Genomic DNA, 18,165 nt, shown 5'->3' with positions numbered 1-18,165 from the left:
GGAGGAGCAGGCGGTGGCGACGATCAGTAACCGGGACGATGTTCGCCGTCGCGCCGACGCGGTGCTGACGCGCTTGCCCGAGGTTCGCACGTGGCAGGAGCCCCTTTACCGGGACCTGCACCAGAATCCCGAACTCTCCCATCAGGAACGGCGTACCGCCGGCGTGGTGGCTGCGCGGCTACGGGATTCCGGCCTGACCGTCCACGAAGGCGTCGGTGGGACGGGTGTGGTCGGTGTTCTGGGTAACGGCGACGGCCCGCGGGTGCTGATGCGCGCCGATATGGACGCGCTGCCGGTGACTGAGGCGACGGGGCTGCCGTACGCGAGCACTCACGAGGGAGTCATGCATGCCTGCGGGCACGACGTCCACGTGACCTGCCTGCTGGGAGCGGCCGAATTATTCGCCCGGGCAACAGATCACTGGCAGGGCACCGTGATTGCCCTCTTCCAACCGGCCGAGGAGGTCGGTGATGGCGCGTCGGGGATGGTCGACGATGGTCTGGCCGATCTGATCGGTCCGGTCGATGTGGCGCTGGCTCAGCACGTCATGCCCGCGCCCGCCGGACACGTCGCGGTGTGCAACGGCCCGGTACTGGCGGCGGCGGACAGCATGCGAATCACCGTCTACGGACGCGGCGGCCACGGGTCGATGCCACAGGCGACCGTGGATCCGGTGGTCCTGGCGGCGATGATCGTCATCCGGCTGCAGACGATCGTCTCGCGCGAGGTGGCACCTACCGAGACGGTAGTGCTAACGGTTGGCAGCATTCACTCGGGGACCAAGAGCAATGTCATCGGCGACCACGCGGTGCTGGAACTCAACCTGCGGACCTACGACGTGTCGGTGCGCGCTGCAGTGCTCGCTGCGATCCGCCGCATCGTCGTTGCCGAATGTCAGGCATCCGACTCGCCGCGCGAACCCGAATTCGAGCTGTACGCCAGCTTTCCGCTGACGGTCAACGATGACGCTGTCACCGACCGGGTGCATGCAGGGTTCGCCGAGTTCTTCGGTTCCCGGGCCGCCACGATGGGTGCGCAGGCTGCCAGTGAGGATTTCAGCGATATCCCCACCGCGTTGGGTGCTCCGTACACGTACTGGGCGGTCGGCGGCATCGACGCGCAGACCTACCGCACGGCGGCAGCCGCCGATCGCGTGAGTGCGGACATTCCGGTGAACCATTCGCCGCGGTTTGCCCCGGTACTCCAGCCGACCCTGGACACCGGGACCCAGGCTCTGGTGGTGGCCGGGCTCAGTTGGCTTTAGCGCTCAGGTGCTCACCGAAGAACGCGAACACGCGCGACCATGCGTCGGCGGTGGCGGCCTCGTTGTAGCCGAAGCCGGTGATCCGCAGGATCGCCTGCCCGGGCAGCTGATTGGCGAAGCTGTGACCCGCATCGGGGTAGACCTTGATATCGGACGGGATGTTCTTGTCGTCGACGATGCGCTGGAGACGGGCGGGCGCGCCGATCCCCATGGGGTCGCGGCGACCGAAGCTGGCCACCACCGGGCACGAGGCGTCCAACGTCTGGTCCAGTCGCCGGGGCAGCGGGGTGCCGTAGAACGGTGCTGAGGCACCAAATCCTTTGGGGCCCAGGATCAGTGCGAACTGCCCGCCCATGCAGAAGCCGGCGATACCGACAGTTCCGGTGCACTCCGGTTGCGCACGCAGGTGATCGCGGGCGGCCAGGATGTCGTCGAGTGCCCGGCCGCGCTGGGTCATCAGTTCCCGCATCACCCGGGTGATGCACCGGCCCCGACCGCCGCGTGCGTAGAGATTCGGTGTGAGCGCAAGATAGCCGGCGGCGGCGATGCGTTCGGAGATCGCCTCGTTGTCGGGGGCGTAGCCGATCGCGTCATGGATGATCACCACCCCGGGCCACGGCCCTGCGTCACCGGGGACACTCAGCAGAGCGTCGATCGGACCGGCCGGGGTGTCCATGGTGATCGTCGTCACCCGACCCACGGTAGCGGCTGATCCTCAAGTTCCGCAGAACGTGCGGTAGGCGCCGAAGTCGTCGGGTGCTGGTGCGGCATATCGCTCGAGCCCGGGGCGCTCATCGCAGGGCGCCGAGAGGGCACCCATGAGGTCCTGGAGGGGTTGCAGATCATCGGCGGTCGCCGCGGTCAACGCCTCCTCGACCAGGTGATTGCGGGGAATGTAGACGGGGTTGACGCGGTCCATCGCGGCGGTGTCAGGGCGAACGGCGGTCCACCGTGCCAGCCACTCGTCGAATCCGCCGTCGATGGGGGCCTCTGCGCGCGCAGCACGGCTGAGATCGCGAAAGAACGACGTGTAGTCAGTTCGGTTCTGCTGCAACAGAACAAGCAGGTCATCGATCAGCGCGCGGGCCGCCTCGTCGGAGACATCGCCGGGCAGTCCGAGCTTGGCGCGCATTCCGGCCGACCATGCCGCGTCGAACTTCTGCCCGAACTCGTGCAGTGCTCGGGTGGCCAGCTCGACGGCCTGGTCGCCCTCGTCGGCGAGCAGGGGCAGCAGGGTCTCGGCGAAGCGGGCCAGGTTCCACGCGGCCGCGTTCGGCTGATTGCCGTAGGCGTACCGACCGCCATGGTCGATCGAGCTGAATACCGTTGCGGGATCGAAGGTTTCCATGAAGGCGCACGGACCGTAGTCGATGGTCTCGCCGGAGATGGTCATGTTGTCGGTGTTCATGACGCCGTGGACGAAGCCGACGAGCATCCATTGGGCCAGCAGCGCGGCCTGTGCCGAGACGACCGCCTCGTACAGCGCCAGGTAGGGGTTCTCGGCGTCGGCCGCGTCGGGATAGTGCCGCGCGATGGCGTGGTCGGCCAGACGGCGCAGCAACGCGATGTCGCCGACGGCCTGCGCGTGCGCGCTCGCGTACTGGAAGCTTCCGACCCGTAGGTGGCTGCCGGCGATCCTGGCCAGCACCGCCCCGGGCAGCAGGGTTTCGCGCCGGACGTCCCGTCCGGTGGCCACCACGGCCAGGGCGCGGGTCGTGGGGATGCCCATGGCGTGCATCGCCTCGCTCACGATGTACTCCCGCAACATGGGTCCGACGACGGCCAGTCCGTCGCCCCCGCGGGCGAACGGAGTGCGTCCCGACCCTTTGAGATGCAGGTCGCGGGGAACGCCGTCGGCGTCGACGAACTCTCCCAGAAGCAGGGCGCGGCCATCGCCCAGTCGCGGGACGTACCCGCCGAACTGATGCCCGGCATAGGCCTGCGCAACCGGGGTGGCGCCGTCGGGAACGACGGTGCCCGACAACAGGCCGAGGCCGTCGGGGCTGCGCAGCCAGGACGCGTCGAGGCCGAGGTCGGCCGCCAACGTCGCGTTGAGCACCAGCAACCGCAGTGCCGGTGCGGGTTCGGCCTGCCAGGCCACGGCCATCTCGGGCAGCGCGCGGGCGAAGCGGTTGTCCAGGATGACGGTCGGGTCGGATGCGACGCTCACATCTCGAGCCTACGGAGCGTCACAGACTGCCCAGGTCGTCGGGCACGTCGACGGCGTACTGCTGAAGGACGTCGAGGGGCACCACGTCCAGGGTGCGTTCGTGGGTAGCGGCCAGCACCACCGGGGCCGCCTTGCCGTCATCATGAGCGCGCAGCCAGTTGAGCGCGGTGACACACCAGCGGTCCCCGGGCATCAGACCCGGAAACCGGTACTGAGGTGCCGGTGTCGAGAGGTCGTTGCCGATCGACCGCTGGTGTTCGAGGAATTCGGTGGTCACGACAGCGCAGATGGTGTGCCGGCCCTCGTCGGCGTCGCCGGTCGAGCAGCACCCGTCGCGGTAGAAGCCGGTCAGCGGGTCGGTGCCGCACTCTTCGAGCGCGCCGCCCAGCACGTTGCGGTCAGCCATCGGTTCAGTATGGATCCCGGATGGCTCAGCGTGGTGGCAGCGGGGCCGCAGTGTGCTGCGCGTCGAGCACGAGTAGCGCCACGTGCAAGGAGGTCATCGATTCGCCGTCGTCGAGGTTGACGCCGAGCCGTCGTTCGATCGAGGCCAACCGGCTGTAGAGCGCCGGGCGGCTCATGTGCAGCCGTTTGGCCAGTGCGGACTTGTTGCCCGCGAGTTCCAGGTAACCGCGCAGTACTTCCATGTCGTCGCTGCCGTGGGCGGCATCGTGGATCAGCACGGCCTTGAGTTCGGTTTCGGCGAACGTCTGGACGCGCGGATCGTCGAGCAGCAGCGTGATCAATCCGCGCAGCCGGACATCCGAGGCGCGTACGAACGGACGGGCCGGATCCGGCATCGACGCGGCAACTTCGGCCACGTGCGCCGCTTCCCTCAACCCGTGGACGGCATCGGCGAACGCCGCAGCGTCGCCCCCGAGCGCGACCACGACCTTGTCCGTGTCGCCGCCACGGTCGATGGCCTCCCGCCAACCTTCGGCCAGGCGGCTCAGCGTGGCGTCGGCGCTGAGGCCGCGCCGCGGGGTCAACGCCAGCACCAGGCCGATCTCACCATCGCGTCTGATCGAGCAGATCGCGCTGTGCCCTTGAGCTTTCACGGTGTGGGCGACCGCATCGAGGATCTGGATGTTGCGGCGTTGCGTGCCGACCGGGTCGAGCCGGTCCGGTGGCGCACCCACGCGGACCGTAGCCGGCAGGTACGGCCCGGTGGCCCGCAGGCCGAGGGCGAGGGCACGGGCGTCGGCGTCGCGGTCGTCGGCGATCCGCTCGGCGAGGACGTCGTCGATCAGCCCGCTCTGGGCCTGATGTTCGAGGCCGGACCGGCCGCGCTCGGCCATGCGGTGCAGCGCTAGCGCTTGCGACGCCCGTTCCAGGACCATCTTGGCTTTGGCCGGGGCAGCCGGGGCGTGCGGGACGATCAGCCGGCCCCATTCCTCGGCCCGCGGGCCGACGGCGGTGGTGGCCCACCCCTCGGTCATCGCCCTGGACCGGCGTTGCCAGTCGGCCAGTACCGCGGTGGCCGGCTCGTTGCGGGGTGAGATCGCCAGCACCTGGCGGGACAGATCCTCGAGAACCACCGATTCGTTGATCATCTCGGCCGCTGCGCGCACGATGTCCGCCATCGACGGGCGCTTCATACTCAACTCGGTGAAGGTCTTGTGGGTGCGGTGGGCGAACTCGAGTTCCTCGTACTGATCGGCCACGATGAGCCGGTGCACCGCCTCGGTGACCTCGACGAACTTGGTCTCCCGATGCAGCACCACGAGCGCCAGACCGAGGGCTTGGGCGATCTCGCCGACGCCGGCGGGAAGGGTTTCGATGCGGGTGCCCAGTTCCACCACCACGCCGACGACGCCGGCTCGCCGCATCCGGTCCAAGTAGTCACGCGGTTCATCGCGCAGGGCAGAACCGGTGGTGAGCACCAGCTCGCCGCCCTGCAGCAGTCCGGCGAGGTCGGGCATGTCGCTGACGTGGACCCAGCGCACCGCCCGGTCCAGTTGTTGCGCGCTCAGTACCTCAGGTTGACCGGCCTGCACCACGGGGAGCTCGACGACGTCACGCACGGTCGGGATCATTTACAAAGTGTAATGAACTAGGCAACCAAGCTTACAAGATGACAGCGCCCGGATTGCTGCTGTTGGCTCAGAGTTATAGCCGTACTCCTAATGCCACAGGAAGGTTCGGACCCATGAGCAATGTCATCCAGCACTGGCGCGACGGCAAGGTCTTTGCCGGGACGTCGACGGCCACCGCCCCGGTGACCAATCCGGCGACGGGCGCGGTGACCGGTGAGGTCGCGCTGGCCAGTGTGGATGACGCGCGTGCGGTGATCGAGGCCGCGGCGGCGGCGTTCCCGGCCTGGCGTGACACGTCGCTGGCCAAGCGCACCTCGGTCCTGTTCGCCTTCCGGGAACTGCTCAACGCCCGCAAGGAGGAGTTGGCCGCGCTCATCACCGCCGAGCACGGCAAGGTGCTCTCCGATGCGCTCGGTGAGGTGAGCCGGGGGCTCGAGGTCGTCGAGTTCGCCTGCGGCATCCCGAGCCTGCTCAAAGGCGGTTTCACCGAAAACGCCTCGACCAACGTGGACGTGCACTCCGTCCTGCAGCCGCTGGGGCCGGTCGGCGTCATCTCGCCGTTCAACTTCCCGGCCATGGTGCCCATGTGGTTCTTCCCGATCGCCATCGCCGCGGGCAACACCGTGGTGCTCAAGCCGTCGGAGAAGGATCCGTCGTCGTCGCTGTGGATGGCTCGCCTGTGGGCCGAGGCCGGCCTGCCCGAAGGCGTGTTCAACGTGCTGCAGGGTGACAAGACCGCGGTCGACGAGCTGCTGACCAACCCCAAGATCAAGGCGATCTCCTTCGTCGGCTCCACCCCGATCGCCCAGTACGTCTACGCCACCGCCACCGCGGCCGGCAAGCGCGTGCAGGCTCTCGGCGGGGCCAAGAACCACGCCGTGATCCTGCCCGACGCTGACCTGGATCTGGCCGCTGACGCCATGGTCAACGCTGGTTTCGGTTCGGCTGGTGAACGCTGCATGGCAATCTCGGCCGCGGTGGCCGTCGGCCCGATCGCCGACGATCTGGTGGCCAAGATCGCCGAGCGCGCCGCCACGATCAAGACGGGTGACGGAACCCAGGATTCGGACATGGGTCCGCTCGTTACCAAGGTCCACCGCGACAAGGTGGCCTCTTACATCGATGCCGGCGAGGCCGACGGTGCAAAGGTCGTGGTCGACGGTCGTACCGTCCTGGACGGGGCGGGTCAACGGGATTCGGGCGGCTTCTGGCTGGGCCCGACCCTGCTCGACAACGTCACCCCCGAGATGAGCGTCTACACCGACGAGATCTTCGGCCCGGTGCTGTCGGTGTTGCGGGTCGAGACCTACGACGAGGCTCTTGCGTTGATCAATAACAACCCCTACGGCAACGGGACGGCGATCTTCACCAACGACGGTGGTGCCGCTCGGCGTTTCCAGAACGAGGTCGAGGTCGGCATGGTCGGCATCAACGTGCCGATCCCGGTTCCGATGGCCTACTTCAGCTTTGGCGGCTGGAAGGCTTCGCTGTTCGGTGACAGCCACGCGCACGGTGCAGAAGGCGTGCACTTCTTCACCCGTACCAAGGCCATCACCACCCGCTGGCTGGACCCCAGCCACGGGGGTATCAACCTCGGGTTCCCCGAGAACAAGTGAGAGAATTTCACCCATGACTGCGATTCAATCCTCCGTCGCGCTGCCCAACGGGTTGACCGTCGACGCGGCGAAGGCCGAGGCCGCGCGGGCCTATGAACTCGACCGCGCACACGTGTTCCATTCCTGGTCGGCGCAGGAGGAGATCTCGCCGATGACGATCACCGCCGCCCAGGGCTCGTATGTGTGGGACGGCGACGGCAACCGCCTACTGGACTTCTCGTGCCAGTTGGTCAACACCAATATCGGTCACCAGCACCCGAAAGTTGTTGCCGCCATTGCCGAGCAGGCTGCCAAGCTGTGCACGGTGGCCCCGCAGTACGCCAACTCGGCACGCTCGGAGGCGGCCCGGCTGGTTGCCGAGCGTACCCCCGGTGAGCTGAACAAGGTGTTCTTCACCAACGGCGGTGCCGACGCGGTCGAGCATGCGGTCCGGATGGCCCGCCTGCACACCGGCCGCTACAAGGTGCTCTCGCGCTACCGCTCCTATCACGGTGGCACCGACACTGCGATCAACCTCACCGGTGACCCGCGCCGCTGGTCCAACGACCACGGCAACGCCGGCACCGTGCACTTCAATGGACCGTTTCTCTATCGCTCGTCGTTCTACGCCGAGACCGAGGAACAGGAATCCCAGCGCGCGCTGGAGTACCTCGACAAGCTGATCCAGATGGAGGGCCCGGCCACCATCGCCGCGATCATCCTGGAGTCCATCCCGGGCACCGCGGGCATCATGGTGCCCCCGCCCGGATACATGGCCGGGGTGCGGGAGATCTGCGACCGCTACGGCATCGTGTTCATCGCCGACGAGGTGATGGCGGGATTCGGGCGCAGCGGAAAGTGGTTCTCCATCGAGCATTTCGATGTGGTACCCGATCTGCTCACCTTCGCCAAGGGCGTGAACTCCGGATACGTGCCGCTCGGCGGTGTCGCCATCAGCCCGGCCATCTACGAGACGTTCGCGCATCGCGCCTACCCGGGTGGGCTGACCTACTCCGGGCACCCGCTGGCCACCGCGGCCGCCGTGGCGACCATCAATGCGATGGCCGACGAGGGCATGGTCGAGAACGCGGCCAAGATCGGCGCCGAGGTCATCGGGCCCGGCCTGGCCGAGCTGGCCGCCAAGCACCGCAGCATCGGTGAGGTTCGCGGTGCCGGTGTGTTCTGGGCCGTCGAACTCGTCGCCGACCAGCAGACCCGGGAACCGTTGGCACCCTACGGCGGCTCCAGCCCGGCGATGAACGCCGTCGTCGGCGCGTGCAAGGCTAACGGCCTGCTGCCGTTCGCCAACTACAACCGCATCCACGTCGTGCCGCCGTGCAACGTGACGGCGGAAGAGGTGCGCGAGGGTCTGGCGATCCTCGACAAGGCGTTCGAGGTCGCCGATCAGCACGCGGTTTAGCGTTCCTTTTCGTCGAAATTGCGCTCAGGGACAAGTTTCTCGCGATTCTTGTCCCTGAGTGCGATTTCGGCGGCGGCTCGATCACCTCGACCGGCTTTAGATCTGCATTCCGGTCCCCATTTTACTAGGCGACCGCCTAGTCAAATTGGCGCTATAGGTTTTCCGCGACCGAGTCGGTCGCCCCCGAAGCCGGAACCTCGACGCGGGCGAGGTAGTCGCTGACGAGTTGCAGGGTCCGCTCATGCCCGGTGGTGATCCCCAGTCTGGCCTCGATGGTGATGAGGCTTCCGATGCTGGCGAGGAGAACCGACACCACCTCGGGGTCCAGTGCCGCCGACGCGTGATCGCGAAGGATGACCGTCAAAGCCGCGACCTGTGCCTCCCGGAAGCGCTCGGCTCCCGCGGCCAATTCCGCGCGAATCTCTTTGCGGTGATTTCCCAAGGCCATGAATTCCATGGTCAGGCGCGACCCTCTCGGATCGATTGTCATGTCCCACAAGGCATGTAGCGGTGTGCCCGAGTTCAGCGCTTCCCGCTGCGCCTCCAGACTGCGCTGGGCGCCTCTGTGCAGAACAGCCAAGTACAGGTCGTCCATGGTGGGGAAGTAGTAGTAGACCACCGCCCGTTGCACGCCGACTTTCTCGGCCACGCGGCGCGATGTCGCCGCAGCGTAGCCCTCCTCGAGCATGATCTCGGCTGTCGCATCAACCAGCTTGTCCCTGGTGCCGGTGTCCCGTTTGCCGGTTCCGCGTGATGCGGCCATCGCAGTCGTCCTGTTCCCGCCGCCCAGATGGCGGCGATCTCCCATGATCCCTTGACCCATGCCGTGCCCAGGTGTTAGGCATATGCCTGAATAGTTTACTAGGCGATCGCCTAATAAAACATGTCAGTCCGGCGGGGACGCAACCCAGGAGAGGGCATTTGCCATGACCGACCACGTCACCGGGGTGGATATCTTCACCGACCAGGAAGTGATCACCGATCCTTATGCGTACTTCGATGACCTCAGGCAGCGGTGCCCGGTGCACCTGATCGCACAACCCGGGGTGCTGGCTGTCACCGGCTACGACGAAGCGGTCACGGTCTATCGGGATGATGCAACCTTCTCGTCGTGCAACGCGATGGGTGGCCCGTTTCCGCCATTTCCTGTCGAGCCGGGTGTCGACGACATCACCGACGCAGTACAGAACAACCGTGAACACTGGGTGTTCAACGAGTTCATGGTCACGAAGGACGGCGCGGCCCACGACGACGAGCGCAGTCTGCTGCGGAGGTTGATGACGCCGAAGCGATTGAAGGACAACGAGTCCCAGATGGCTGGCATGGCAGACCGGTGCATTGATACGTTCATCGGCAACGGACGCTTCGAGCTCGTTGCGGAATACGGGAAGCCGTTCACCACCATGGTGATCGCCGACCTGCTCGGAGTCCCGCAGCAGGACCGCGACCACTTCCGCAAGATCTTCACGGGGCAACACGTCGCCGCCGTGGGCGGTGATTCACCGCTACCCGAGAATCCGTTGGAGTACATGTACGACACCTTCAGTGGATACATCGAGGAGCGTCGCGAACAGCCCCGCGACGACGTGCTCACCGCGCTTGCCACCTCGACCTATCCCGACGGATCGTTACCCGAGGTGCAGGCACTCGTCCGCTTGGCGACGTTCCTGTTCGGCGCGGGCCAGGACACCTCCTCGCGACTGCTGGCATCCGCTCTGCGATTCCTGGCCGAAGATCAGGATCTGCAAGCCGAACTGCGCGCAGATCGCGGCAGAATCGGCGACTTCATCGAGGAAGTGCTTCGTTTGGAGAGTCCGACGATGAGCGACTTCCGCATGACGCAGAAGACCACCCGACTCGGTGACGTCACCGTTCCCGCCGGCACGACGATCATGCTGCACCCTGGGGCATCCAACCGGGATCCGCGGAAGTTTCCCCGACCGGACGAACTCCAGCTCCATCGGTCAAATGTGCGCGAACACATCGCATTCGGGCGCGGCGCGCATTCCTGCCCCGGTGGTCCGCTGGCCCGAGCCGAAGGGCGAGTGACGCTGGAGCGCTTCCTGGACCGCACGTCGACCCTGACGATTTCCGAGGAGCATCACGGGGCCGCCGGGCAACGCCGCTACAACTACGACCCGACCTACATCATCCGCGGCCTGACCGACCTCCACCTCGAGTTCACCCCAGCCACCGGCACGACCAAGGACTGACAATGACCAGCTTCACTCCGATCTCCGACGCCATCGGTGTCGCGGTATCCGGACTCTCCACCGAGGACTTCCGCACTCCACAGATCACCGAACAGTGCCGAGAACTCCTGAAACGCCACGGTGTCGTCGTCTATCGCGAAGCGCACATATCCGACTCCGATCTGGTGACGTTCAGCCGGGCGCTCGGCGAGGTGGTGATCGCCAAAGCCGGTGCGCACCCGGACTATCCGGAGATCTCGCCGGTGAGCCTGGATCCGGCCAAAAGCCACTTGGCCGGCCTACGGCGCAGCACCATCTTCTGGCACGCCGACGGTTTGATGGACGACGTTCCCCAGAAGGCCACGTTGCTCACCGCACGTGATGTCGCCGACGACGGCGGCGACACCGAGTTCGCCAACACCTATGCCGCCTACGACGCACTGACAGAGACGAGGAAAGCGGACCTGGCCGCCTTCCGGGTGGTCCACAGCGTGGCCGCCTCACAACTGCTGCTCAATCCCGAACCCACACCCGAGCAGCGGGCGGCGTGGAACCGCGCGCCGTCCCGCGAGCATCCCCTGGTGTGGCGCCACCGCGACGGACGCCACTCGCTGCTGATCGGTGCGACGGCCGGCGAGATCGTCGGCATGACACCCGAAGACGGCCGCGCGCTCCTCGACGAGTTGCTGGACTGGACGACTCAACCGCTATTCGTGCTGCGACACCGATGGACCGTGGGTGATCTGGTCGTGTGGGACAACACCGGAATGCTGCACCGCGCAATCCCTTACGAGCCGGCCTCGCCGCGTTTGATGCACCGCACCACGCTCGTCGGTGAGGAGGAGATCGCGTGAGGTCAGCGGATAAGCCACCACGAATCGAACCTCTCCGGCCACGAGACTTTCCGCCCGAGATGCGCGCCGCGCTGGCGGCATTGCGGCCACCCAACCCGCGGCACGAACCACTTCCGACCACCGACCGGCCCAAGGCGCTCAAGGTGCTCGGAACCCTGGCTCACCACCCCGCGCTGGCACAGGCGTACTTCACCTTCAACGGCCATCTGCTGCTGGCGACAACACTGAGCGAGCGCCATCGTGAACTGCTCATCATGCGCATCGCCGTGGTCCGCAAATGCGGCTACGAATGGGCGCAGCACCTGTTCGTCGCGCGGGACGCGGGTTTGAGCGACGAGGAGATCGGCCGCATCGCGTACGGGCCGGACGCACCGTTCTGGAGCGCTGTGGAATCGGCGATGCTGCGTGCCGTCGACGAACTCATCATCGACGGCACTATCAGCGAAGCCACCTGGGGTGTGCTGGCGGCCGAACTCGACAAGCAACAGCTACTCGACCTGATCTTCACCGTCGGCGGATACGACACGCTCGCAAGGATGTTCAGCGCTCTCGATCTCGGTATCGACGATGACATCTACGAGCTGATGCAGAAGTATGACCAACTCTTCTAAGGCGGCGACACACGATGCGCATCGGACTCACGGGCGGCGGCTCCACCACCGAGAAGGTCGTCCAGCAGGCCCGCGACGCGGAGGAACGCGGCTTCACGGCGCTGTGGTACGCCAGCAGCGTCTTGCGCGACCCGCTCACCGCCATGGCCATCGCAGGTAGGGAAACCACTCGTATCGAACTGGGGACCGCGGTACTGCAGACCTATCCGTGCCATCCCATCCTGCAGGCCAATCGTGCCGCAGCCGCGGCCGAAGCAATGGGACGACCAGGATTCACGCTCGGTCTCGGTCCGTCGCACGCGCCGCTCATCCGCGACGTCTTCGGTATTTCCTACGACCGGCCCGGCCTGAACACCGAGGAGTATCTGCGTATCGTCACCGAACTCCTACGCGGCAATGCCGTCGACTTCACGGGACGTGACTGGAGCGCCCACGTCTCGGCCGGGCCGTCGCCCGTGTCCGTGCCGGTACTCCTGTCGGCGCTGTCGCCCCGGATGTTGCGTATCGCGGGGGAGTACGCCGACGGGACCATACTGTGGATGGCCTCAGCGGCGGCGATCGAAAAACTCATTGCGCCACGTATTTCGGCTGCCGCAGCGGCAGCCGGTCGCCCCGCGCCCCGCATCATCGCCGGACTTCCGGTGGCCGTGCACGACGACGAGGATCAGGCCCGCTCCGCAGTCGCGGCGACGGCCGGAATCTACGCGGCGATGCCCAACTACCGCCGGATCATCGAAATCGGTGGCGGATCGAGCCCGGCCGATGTCGCCGTAGTCGGCGATGAACGGTCAATCCAGCGGCAACTGGAGCAACTCGTCGAGGCCGGCGCCACTGACATCTGGGCCCAACCGGTCGCCGTCGGCGAGGACCGCGCCGGGCGGGCCGCATCGCGTGAGCGCACCCTGAACCTGCTCAGCCACCTCACCACCGCACGGCGTGCCGCGTGATCGAGCGTCGTCGAACCCGAAAGGAACCAATGAACAAGCTACGGGTAATCCAATGGACCACCGGCAAAGTGGGCAAGCTCAGCATGCGGGGGATCATCGACGATCCTCGCCTCGAACTGGTCGGGGTCTACGCGTATTCCGCCCAGAAGGCGGGCACCGACGCCGGACCGCTGTGCGGCCGCCCCGACACCGGAGTGCTCGCCACGACCGACATCGATGCCCTCATCGCCTTGGGCGCCGACACCGTTCTGTACACGCCGTTCATGGCCGATCTCGACCACGCCGTCCGCCTGCTCGAAAGCGGTCTCGACGTGATCAGCACCAACCTGTTCCTCAACGTGGGCGGAATCCAGGGGGAAACCAAGGAGAAGCTGGCGGCGGCATGCGAACGCGGTAACAGTTCGCTGTACATCACCGGCGTCAATCCAGGCTGGATCAACACGATGGTGACGGCGATGACCGCCGTATGCCGTGACGTCCAAAAGATTTCGATCATCGAATCTGCAGACGTCTCGGTCTACGAGTCGGCTGAAACGTGGCAGGCGCTGGGCTTCGGCCTCCCCGAGGCGACTCCGGAAGTCATCGGTATGGCGAAGTTCGGGTTCGGCACTTTCGCCGACTCAGTTCAACGGATGGCGGTGGAACTCGGATTCGACATCGATGACCTGGAGTTCGTCGTCGAGTACCAGACTGCCTCGGAAAAGACCGATCTCGGGTGGTTCTGTATGGAGAAGGACACCATCGCCGCAATCCGGGGTGGCTGGAACGCCAAGGTGAAGGGCAAGACGGTCATCGAGTCACGCGTCGCCTGGTATCTCACCAAGAATCTCAACGGGGACTGGGAATTCGACGATGATCACTACCAGGTCGTAATCGACGGCGAGCCCGAGGTGCGGACCCGCATCCGCTTCGTCCCCGCAGAGCATTGGGGAAACCACGAATGGGACACCATGACGGCCATGCCGGCGGTGAATGCCGCGTTCAACGTCGCGGCGGCACCGGCCGGCATTCTGACTCTCAGTGACGTGGGTTTGCCCTGTGCGCCGGCAGGCGCCTGGTTGGCCGCCGGTGACAGCTGAGCGCCTCAGGTGACGGGCAAGCTGAGGCTCAGCGGTTGACTCATCGCGGCGCGTGCCACGCCATCACGACACCCTGTGGATAACGCCGTTGGCCCCTGATCGGCGCCGCGACTTGAGACACTGGACGAGTGCGTGCACCTGCCCAGTGCTGGCTTACCGACATGGACGGCGTCCTGGTGCGCGAGGAACATGCGCTGCCGGGTGCCGCCGAATTCCTGCAGACCCTGGCCGACAAGGAACGGCCATTCCTGGTGCTGACCAACAACTCGATCTTCACGCCGCGCGACCTGGCCGCCCGCCTGGCGCGTTCGGGGCTGATCGTGCCAGAAGCGTCGATCTGGACGTCGGCCCTGGCGACGGCGGCTTTTCTGAACGATCAACTGCCGGGCGGCTCGGCCTACGTGATCGGTGAGGCCGGGCTGACGACCGCGCTGCACGAGGTCGGCTACACCCTGACCGACATCGATCCGGACTACGTGGTGCTGGGAGAGACCCGCACCTATTCGTTCGAGGCGATCACCAAGGCCGTCCGGCTGATCCTCGGCGGTGCCCGCTTCATCGCCACCAACCCCGACGTCAGCGGCCCGTCGGCCGAGGGCCCGTTGCCCGCGACCGGGTCGGTGGCCGCCATGATCACCAAGGCCACCGGACGCGACCCGTACTTCGTCGGCAAGCCCAATCCGATGATGTTCCGCAGCGCGCTCAACCGGATCGAGGCGCACTCGGAGAACACCGTGATGGTCGGGGACCGGATGGACACCGATGTCGTGGCCGGGATCGAGGCGGGGCTGGACACCATCCTGGTACTCACCGGATCGACGTCGGTCGACGACATCGAGCGATATCCGTTCCGGCCGAGTCGGGTGCTGCCCTCGATCGCCGAGGCGATCGAACTGATCTGATGACGTCCGTCGAGCTGATCGGGGTGCCGTTCGACGGTTATGGCCGCCGCGGCAACCAGGCGCGGGCCGCGCAGGTGCTGCGGGATGCCGGACTGCTCAACGCTTTTGGTGCCGAACGCGTAGTCCGGGCTGGCGATCTTGACCTGCCTACCCCCGATCCCCGACGTGGACCGTCGACCGGCTTGATCAACGAGCCCGCACTCCTCGCGATGACGTCGTCACTCCACGACAGAGTTCGCAATGCATTGGTGGCCGAACGGTTCCCGGTCGTGTACGGAGGTGACTGTTCGGTTCTGCTGGGCATCGCCACCGGGATGCGTGACCACGCCGAGGACATCGGTTTGGTCTTCATCGACGGCCACGAGGACACCATGCCGCTGGACGTATCCGAGGACGGGGAGGCGGCGAACACCGAGATCGGGTTGCTCCTCGGACTGACGGGACGGACGCTCACCGGGCCGCTGGCCCGACAGCTGCCTGCGCTGCGGCGCGAGCTGTTGGTGGTGCTGGGCCCCCGCGACGACAGCTGGCGGCAGCAATTCAACGTCGGCACCCTCGCCGACTGCGGCGTGTGGCTGGCGCCGCTGGCCGAGGTGGCGCGCAATCCGGCCGCCGTCGGTCGTCGGGCTATGGGGCACCTGACGCGCAATGCGGAGCGTTGGTGGCTGCACATCGACCTCGACGTGCTGGACCCGGCCGAGTTTGCGGCCCAGGGACTGCCCGGCGTACCCGACGAGCCGGGGGGCCTGACCTGGAGCCAGCTCACCGAACTCGTCCTGAGCCTGCGCGACACCGAAATGCAGTGCATCGGGTGCAGCATGGCGATCTACGACCCCGACCAGGATCCGTCACTGGCGGGCGCCGGTCGGGTCGTCGAATTTGCCAGGGCTGCACTGGCGCACTAGGTGAGGTATCAACCAGCCGCAAATTCAGGAGGTCCGGTGACCGAATCCATCGATGAACACTTCACCGCGACGGTATCCGTGTTGACCGGCCCCGGACCGGCCGAACCGCTCACGCTGAACGTACCGAATCCCTTGGCTCTCTTCGATGCTCAGCTGGGCAGCAGGCATCTGGACCTGGCCGCGCGCTGGCTGCGCTCACAGGGCAAGGGCTACTACACCATCGGTTCGTCAGGGCACGAGGGCAATGCCGCCGTCGCCGCGGCGTTGCGCCCGAGCGATCCGGCGCTACTGCACTACCGGTCGGGCGGCTTCTACCTGGCCCGCGCCGCGCAGGTCGACGGCTCCGATCCGGTGCGTGACGTGCTGCTGGGGCTGGTGGCGGCCACCTCTGAACCGATCTCCGGCGGGCGGCACAAGGTGTTCGGCCGTCATGACCTGAACATCATTCCGCAGACCTCGACCATCGCGTCACATCTGCCGCGGTCGGTCGGGGTGGCCTTCTCGATCGCCCGCACCCGCAAGCTCGGAGTGGCTTGCCCGTGGCCGGAGGATGCGGTCACGGTGTGCAGCTTCGGCGACGCCTCGGCGAATCACTCGACGACCGTCGGTGCCGTCAACGCCGCCCTGCACGCCGCCTACCAGGGCCTGCCGATGTCGCTGCTGTTCGTCTGCGAGGACAACGGCATCGGGATCAGCACGCCGACACCGCGCGGTTGGATCGCCCGGGCCTACGGCGATCGCGAGGGGCTGCGGTACTTCTCCGCCGACGGCTGCGACGTCGTCGACGCGTTCGATACCGCACGGACCGCGGCCGATTGGGTTCGTCGCGAACGCAGGCCGGCCTTCCTGCATCTGCGGACGGTGCGGCTCATGGGTCATGCCGGCAGCGACTACGAGCCGGCCTACCGGCGTCCCGCCGACATCCTCGCCGACTACGAGCGAGATCCGGTGCTGAACACCGCAAGAACACTTGTGGCCCATGGCATCCTGACGCCAGATGAGGTTGTGCAACGCTATGAGGCCAAACGTGCCGAGGTGATGGAGCTGGCCCGCGAGGTCGGTGACTATCCGCAGTTGGACAGTGCCGCAGCTGTCATGCGGCCACTGTGCGACACACTCGACGAGGCCAGGGCAGTCTGCGTCGACGCGTCGGGCGAGCCGGGCAGCGAACCGTTGACTCTGGCGCTGGCCATCAACACGGCCCTGCAGGACATCCTGCAGGCCCACCCCGAGACGATCGTGTTCGGTGAGGACATCGCCCGAAAGGGTGGGGTCTACGGGGTGACCCGTGGTCTGGAGGCGGCCGCCGGGCGGGCGCGGGTGTTCGACACCCTGCTCGACGAACAGACGATCCTGGGACTGGCGCTCGGAGCGGGGGTGTCGGGACTGGTGCCGATCCCGGAGATCCAGTACCTGGCCTATCTCCACAACGCGGCCGACCAGGTCCGTGGTGAGGGAGCCACCCTGCAGTTCTTTTCCAACCGCCAGTACCGCAACCCGATGGTGGTGCGGATCGCCGGCTACGGGTACCAGAAGGGGTTCGGTGGCCATTTCCACAACGACAACTCGATCGCGGCGATCCGCGACATCCCCGGGGTGGTGATCGCCTCACCGGCACGGCCCGACGACGCCGCGGCCATGCTGCACACCTGCGTCGCCGCCGCGAAAACCACCGGTGCCGTGTGTATTTACCTCGAACCGATCGCGTTGTACCACACCAGGGATCTGCACGATGACGGCGATCAGCAGTGGCTGGCGGCCTACCCGGACAAGCCGGTACAGATCGGGCGGGCCCGCACCTACGGCGACGGCGCCGACCTGACGATTCTGACGTTCGGCAACGGTCTGTGGCTGAGCCTTCGGGTGGCTCGCCGCTTGGGGCGGGCCGGGATCGCCACCCGGGTGGTCGACCTGCGCTGGCTGTCGCCGCTGCCGGTCGAGGACATGCTGCGCGAGGCGGATGCGACCGGGCGGGTGCTCATCGTCGACGAGACCCGTCGAACCGGGGGAGTGGGCGAAGGCGTCCTGGCTGAACTCCTGGACCACGGCTACACCGGCCGGGTGCAGCGGGTGGCCAGTGCCGACAGCTTCATCCCGCTCGGCGACGCCGCGCTACAGGTGCTGTTGTCCGAGGACACCGTCGAGGCTGCCGCGGTGAAACTGGCCGGACACCGGCCTTGATAGCTTGAC

General features: G+C 66.6%; 16 protein-coding genes. 11 read left to right on the top strand and 5 right to left on the bottom strand.

Features of this window, described 5'->3' with window-relative positions; genetic code table 11:
- The first annotated feature begins 61 nt into the window (after window positions 1–61).
- Window positions 62–1,264: an amidohydrolase gene (locus ACZY08_RS17885; protein WP_463745957.1), complete on the top strand. Its 1,203-nt coding sequence runs from the start codon at window positions 62–64 to the stop codon at window positions 1,262–1,264.
- On the opposite strand, the gene ACZY08_RS17880 is transcribed toward ACZY08_RS17885, so the two are convergent.
- The 4 genes from ACZY08_RS17880 to ACZY08_RS17865 are packed head-to-tail and all read right to left on the bottom strand — an operon-like array spanning window position 1,251 to window position 5,470.
- Window positions 1,251–1,955 carry a dienelactone hydrolase family protein gene (locus tag ACZY08_RS17880; RefSeq protein ID WP_463745344.1) on the bottom strand — a complete coding sequence of 235 codons (705 nt, stop codon included), beginning with the start codon at window positions 1,953–1,955 and terminating at the stop codon, window positions 1,251–1,253. The genes ACZY08_RS17885 and ACZY08_RS17880 overlap by 14 nt on opposite strands.
- A gap of 24 nt (window positions 1,956–1,979) precedes the next feature.
- Window positions 1,980–3,434 (bottom strand): protein adenylyltransferase SelO, encoded by a 1,455-nt coding sequence (locus ACZY08_RS17875; RefSeq protein ID WP_463745345.1) that lies wholly within the window; start codon window positions 3,432–3,434, stop codon window positions 1,980–1,982.
- 19 nt (window positions 3,435–3,453) lie between these two features.
- On the bottom strand, window positions 3,454–3,840 hold the full coding sequence (locus tag ACZY08_RS17870) for a DUF2237 family protein (protein WP_463745346.1): 387 nt from the start codon (window positions 3,838–3,840) through the stop codon (window positions 3,454–3,456).
- 25 nt (window positions 3,841–3,865) lie between these two features.
- Window positions 3,866–5,470: a PucR family transcriptional regulator gene (locus ACZY08_RS17865; RefSeq protein ID WP_463745347.1), complete on the bottom strand. Its 1,605-nt coding sequence runs from the start codon at window positions 5,468–5,470 to the stop codon at window positions 3,866–3,868.
- A 113-nt stretch (window positions 5,471–5,583) separates the two neighbouring features.
- On the opposite strand from ACZY08_RS17865, the gene ACZY08_RS17860 reads away from it, so the two are divergent.
- Together ACZY08_RS17860 and ACZY08_RS17855 are read left to right on the top strand one after the other, a co-directional pair.
- On the top strand, window positions 5,584–7,086 hold the full coding sequence (locus ACZY08_RS17860; RefSeq protein WP_463745348.1) for a CoA-acylating methylmalonate-semialdehyde dehydrogenase: 1,503 nt from the start codon (window positions 5,584–5,586) through the stop codon (window positions 7,084–7,086).
- Window positions 7,087–7,099: 13 nt separating this feature from the next.
- The gene (locus tag ACZY08_RS17855) at window positions 7,100–8,485 is read left to right on the top strand and encodes an aminotransferase class III-fold pyridoxal phosphate-dependent enzyme (protein ID WP_463745349.1); all 1,386 of its coding nucleotides are present in this window, start codon (window positions 7,100–7,102) and stop codon (window positions 8,483–8,485) included.
- 151 nt (window positions 8,486–8,636) lie between these two features.
- Here the strand turns inward: ACZY08_RS17855 and ACZY08_RS17850 are convergent, their stop codons facing one another.
- Window positions 8,637–9,248 carry a TetR/AcrR family transcriptional regulator gene (locus ACZY08_RS17850; protein ID WP_463745350.1) on the bottom strand — a complete coding sequence of 204 codons (612 nt, stop codon included), beginning with the start codon at window positions 9,246–9,248 and terminating at the stop codon, window positions 8,637–8,639.
- A gap of 163 nt (window positions 9,249–9,411) precedes the next feature.
- On the opposite strand from ACZY08_RS17850, the gene ACZY08_RS17845 reads away from it, so the two are divergent.
- The 8 genes from ACZY08_RS17845 (at window position 9,412) to ACZY08_RS17810 (ending at window position 18,156) form a co-directional block, all read left to right on the top strand.
- Window positions 9,412–10,698 (top strand): cytochrome P450, encoded by a 1,287-nt coding sequence (locus ACZY08_RS17845; protein WP_463745351.1) that lies wholly within the window; start codon window positions 9,412–9,414, stop codon window positions 10,696–10,698.
- Window positions 10,699–10,700: 2 nt separating this feature from the next.
- The gene (locus tag ACZY08_RS17840; protein ID WP_463745352.1) at window positions 10,701–11,531 is read left to right on the top strand and encodes a TauD/TfdA dioxygenase family protein; all 831 of its coding nucleotides are present in this window, start codon (window positions 10,701–10,703) and stop codon (window positions 11,529–11,531) included.
- A 59-nt stretch (window positions 11,532–11,590) separates the two neighbouring features.
- Window positions 11,591–12,142 carry a carboxymuconolactone decarboxylase family protein gene (locus ACZY08_RS17835; RefSeq protein WP_463745958.1) on the top strand — a complete coding sequence of 184 codons (552 nt, stop codon included), beginning with the start codon at window positions 11,591–11,593 and terminating at the stop codon, window positions 12,140–12,142.
- 14 nt (window positions 12,143–12,156) lie between these two features.
- Entirely contained in the window at window positions 12,157–13,089 is a 933-nt protein-coding gene (locus ACZY08_RS17830) for a TIGR03564 family F420-dependent LLM class oxidoreductase (RefSeq protein WP_463745353.1), read from the top strand.
- A 29-nt stretch (window positions 13,090–13,118) separates the two neighbouring features.
- Complete coding sequence (locus ACZY08_RS17825; protein ID WP_463745354.1) at window positions 13,119–14,168, top strand: NAD(P)H-dependent amine dehydrogenase family protein; 1,050 nt, start codon at window positions 13,119–13,121, stop codon at window positions 14,166–14,168.
- A gap of 161 nt (window positions 14,169–14,329) precedes the next feature.
- Window positions 14,330–15,070 (top strand): HAD-IIA family hydrolase, encoded by a 741-nt coding sequence (locus ACZY08_RS17820; RefSeq protein ID WP_463745959.1) that lies wholly within the window; start codon window positions 14,330–14,332, stop codon window positions 15,068–15,070.
- On the top strand, window positions 15,070–15,975 hold the full coding sequence (locus ACZY08_RS17815) for an arginase family protein (RefSeq protein WP_463745355.1): 906 nt from the start codon (window positions 15,070–15,072) through the stop codon (window positions 15,973–15,975). Before ACZY08_RS17820 ends, ACZY08_RS17815 begins: the two co-directional genes overlap by 1 nt.
- 36 nt (window positions 15,976–16,011) lie before the next feature.
- On the top strand, window positions 16,012–18,156 hold the full coding sequence (locus tag ACZY08_RS17810) for a thiamine pyrophosphate-dependent enzyme (protein ID WP_463745356.1): 2,145 nt from the start codon (window positions 16,012–16,014) through the stop codon (window positions 18,154–18,156).
- Window positions 18,157–18,165 lie beyond the last annotated feature (9 nt).

The sequence above is a fragment of the Mycobacterium sp. IDUB_9 genome, from assembly GCF_055419505.1.
The sequence above is the reverse complement of the archived record's forward strand: the minus strand, read 5'-3'. Positions and strand labels throughout refer to the sequence as shown.

Bases quoted from the DNA above. Each gene is read 5' to 3' on its own strand.
- ACZY08_RS17870 (WP_463745346.1), bottom strand. From the start codon at position 3,840: ATGGCTGACCGCAACGTGCTGGGCGGCGCGCTCGAAGAGTGCGGCACC.
- ACZY08_RS17865 (WP_463745347.1), bottom strand. From the start codon at position 5,470: ATGATCCCGACCGTGCGTGACGTCGTCGAGCTCCCCGTGGTGCAGGCC.
- ACZY08_RS17860 (WP_463745348.1), top strand. From the start codon at position 5,584: ATGAGCAATGTCATCCAGCACTGGCGCGACGGCAAGGTCTTTGCCGGG.
- ACZY08_RS17855 (WP_463745349.1), top strand. From the start codon at position 7,100: ATGACTGCGATTCAATCCTCCGTCGCGCTGCCCAACGGGTTGACCGTC.
- ACZY08_RS17850 (WP_463745350.1), bottom strand. From the start codon at position 9,248: ATGGCCGCATCACGCGGAACCGGCAAACGGGACACCGGCACCAGGGAC.
- ACZY08_RS17845 (WP_463745351.1), top strand. From the start codon at position 9,412: ATGACCGACCACGTCACCGGGGTGGATATCTTCACCGACCAGGAAGTG.
- ACZY08_RS17840 (WP_463745352.1), top strand. From the start codon at position 10,701: ATGACCAGCTTCACTCCGATCTCCGACGCCATCGGTGTCGCGGTATCC.
- ACZY08_RS17835 (WP_463745958.1), top strand. From the start codon at position 11,591: ATGCGCGCCGCGCTGGCGGCATTGCGGCCACCCAACCCGCGGCACGAA.
- ACZY08_RS17830 (WP_463745353.1), top strand. From the start codon at position 12,157: ATGCGCATCGGACTCACGGGCGGCGGCTCCACCACCGAGAAGGTCGTC.
- ACZY08_RS17825 (WP_463745354.1), top strand. From the start codon at position 13,119: ATGAACAAGCTACGGGTAATCCAATGGACCACCGGCAAAGTGGGCAAG.
- ACZY08_RS17820 (WP_463745959.1), top strand. From the start codon at position 14,330: ATGGACGGCGTCCTGGTGCGCGAGGAACATGCGCTGCCGGGTGCCGCC.
- ACZY08_RS17815 (WP_463745355.1), top strand. From the start codon at position 15,070: ATGACGTCCGTCGAGCTGATCGGGGTGCCGTTCGACGGTTATGGCCGC.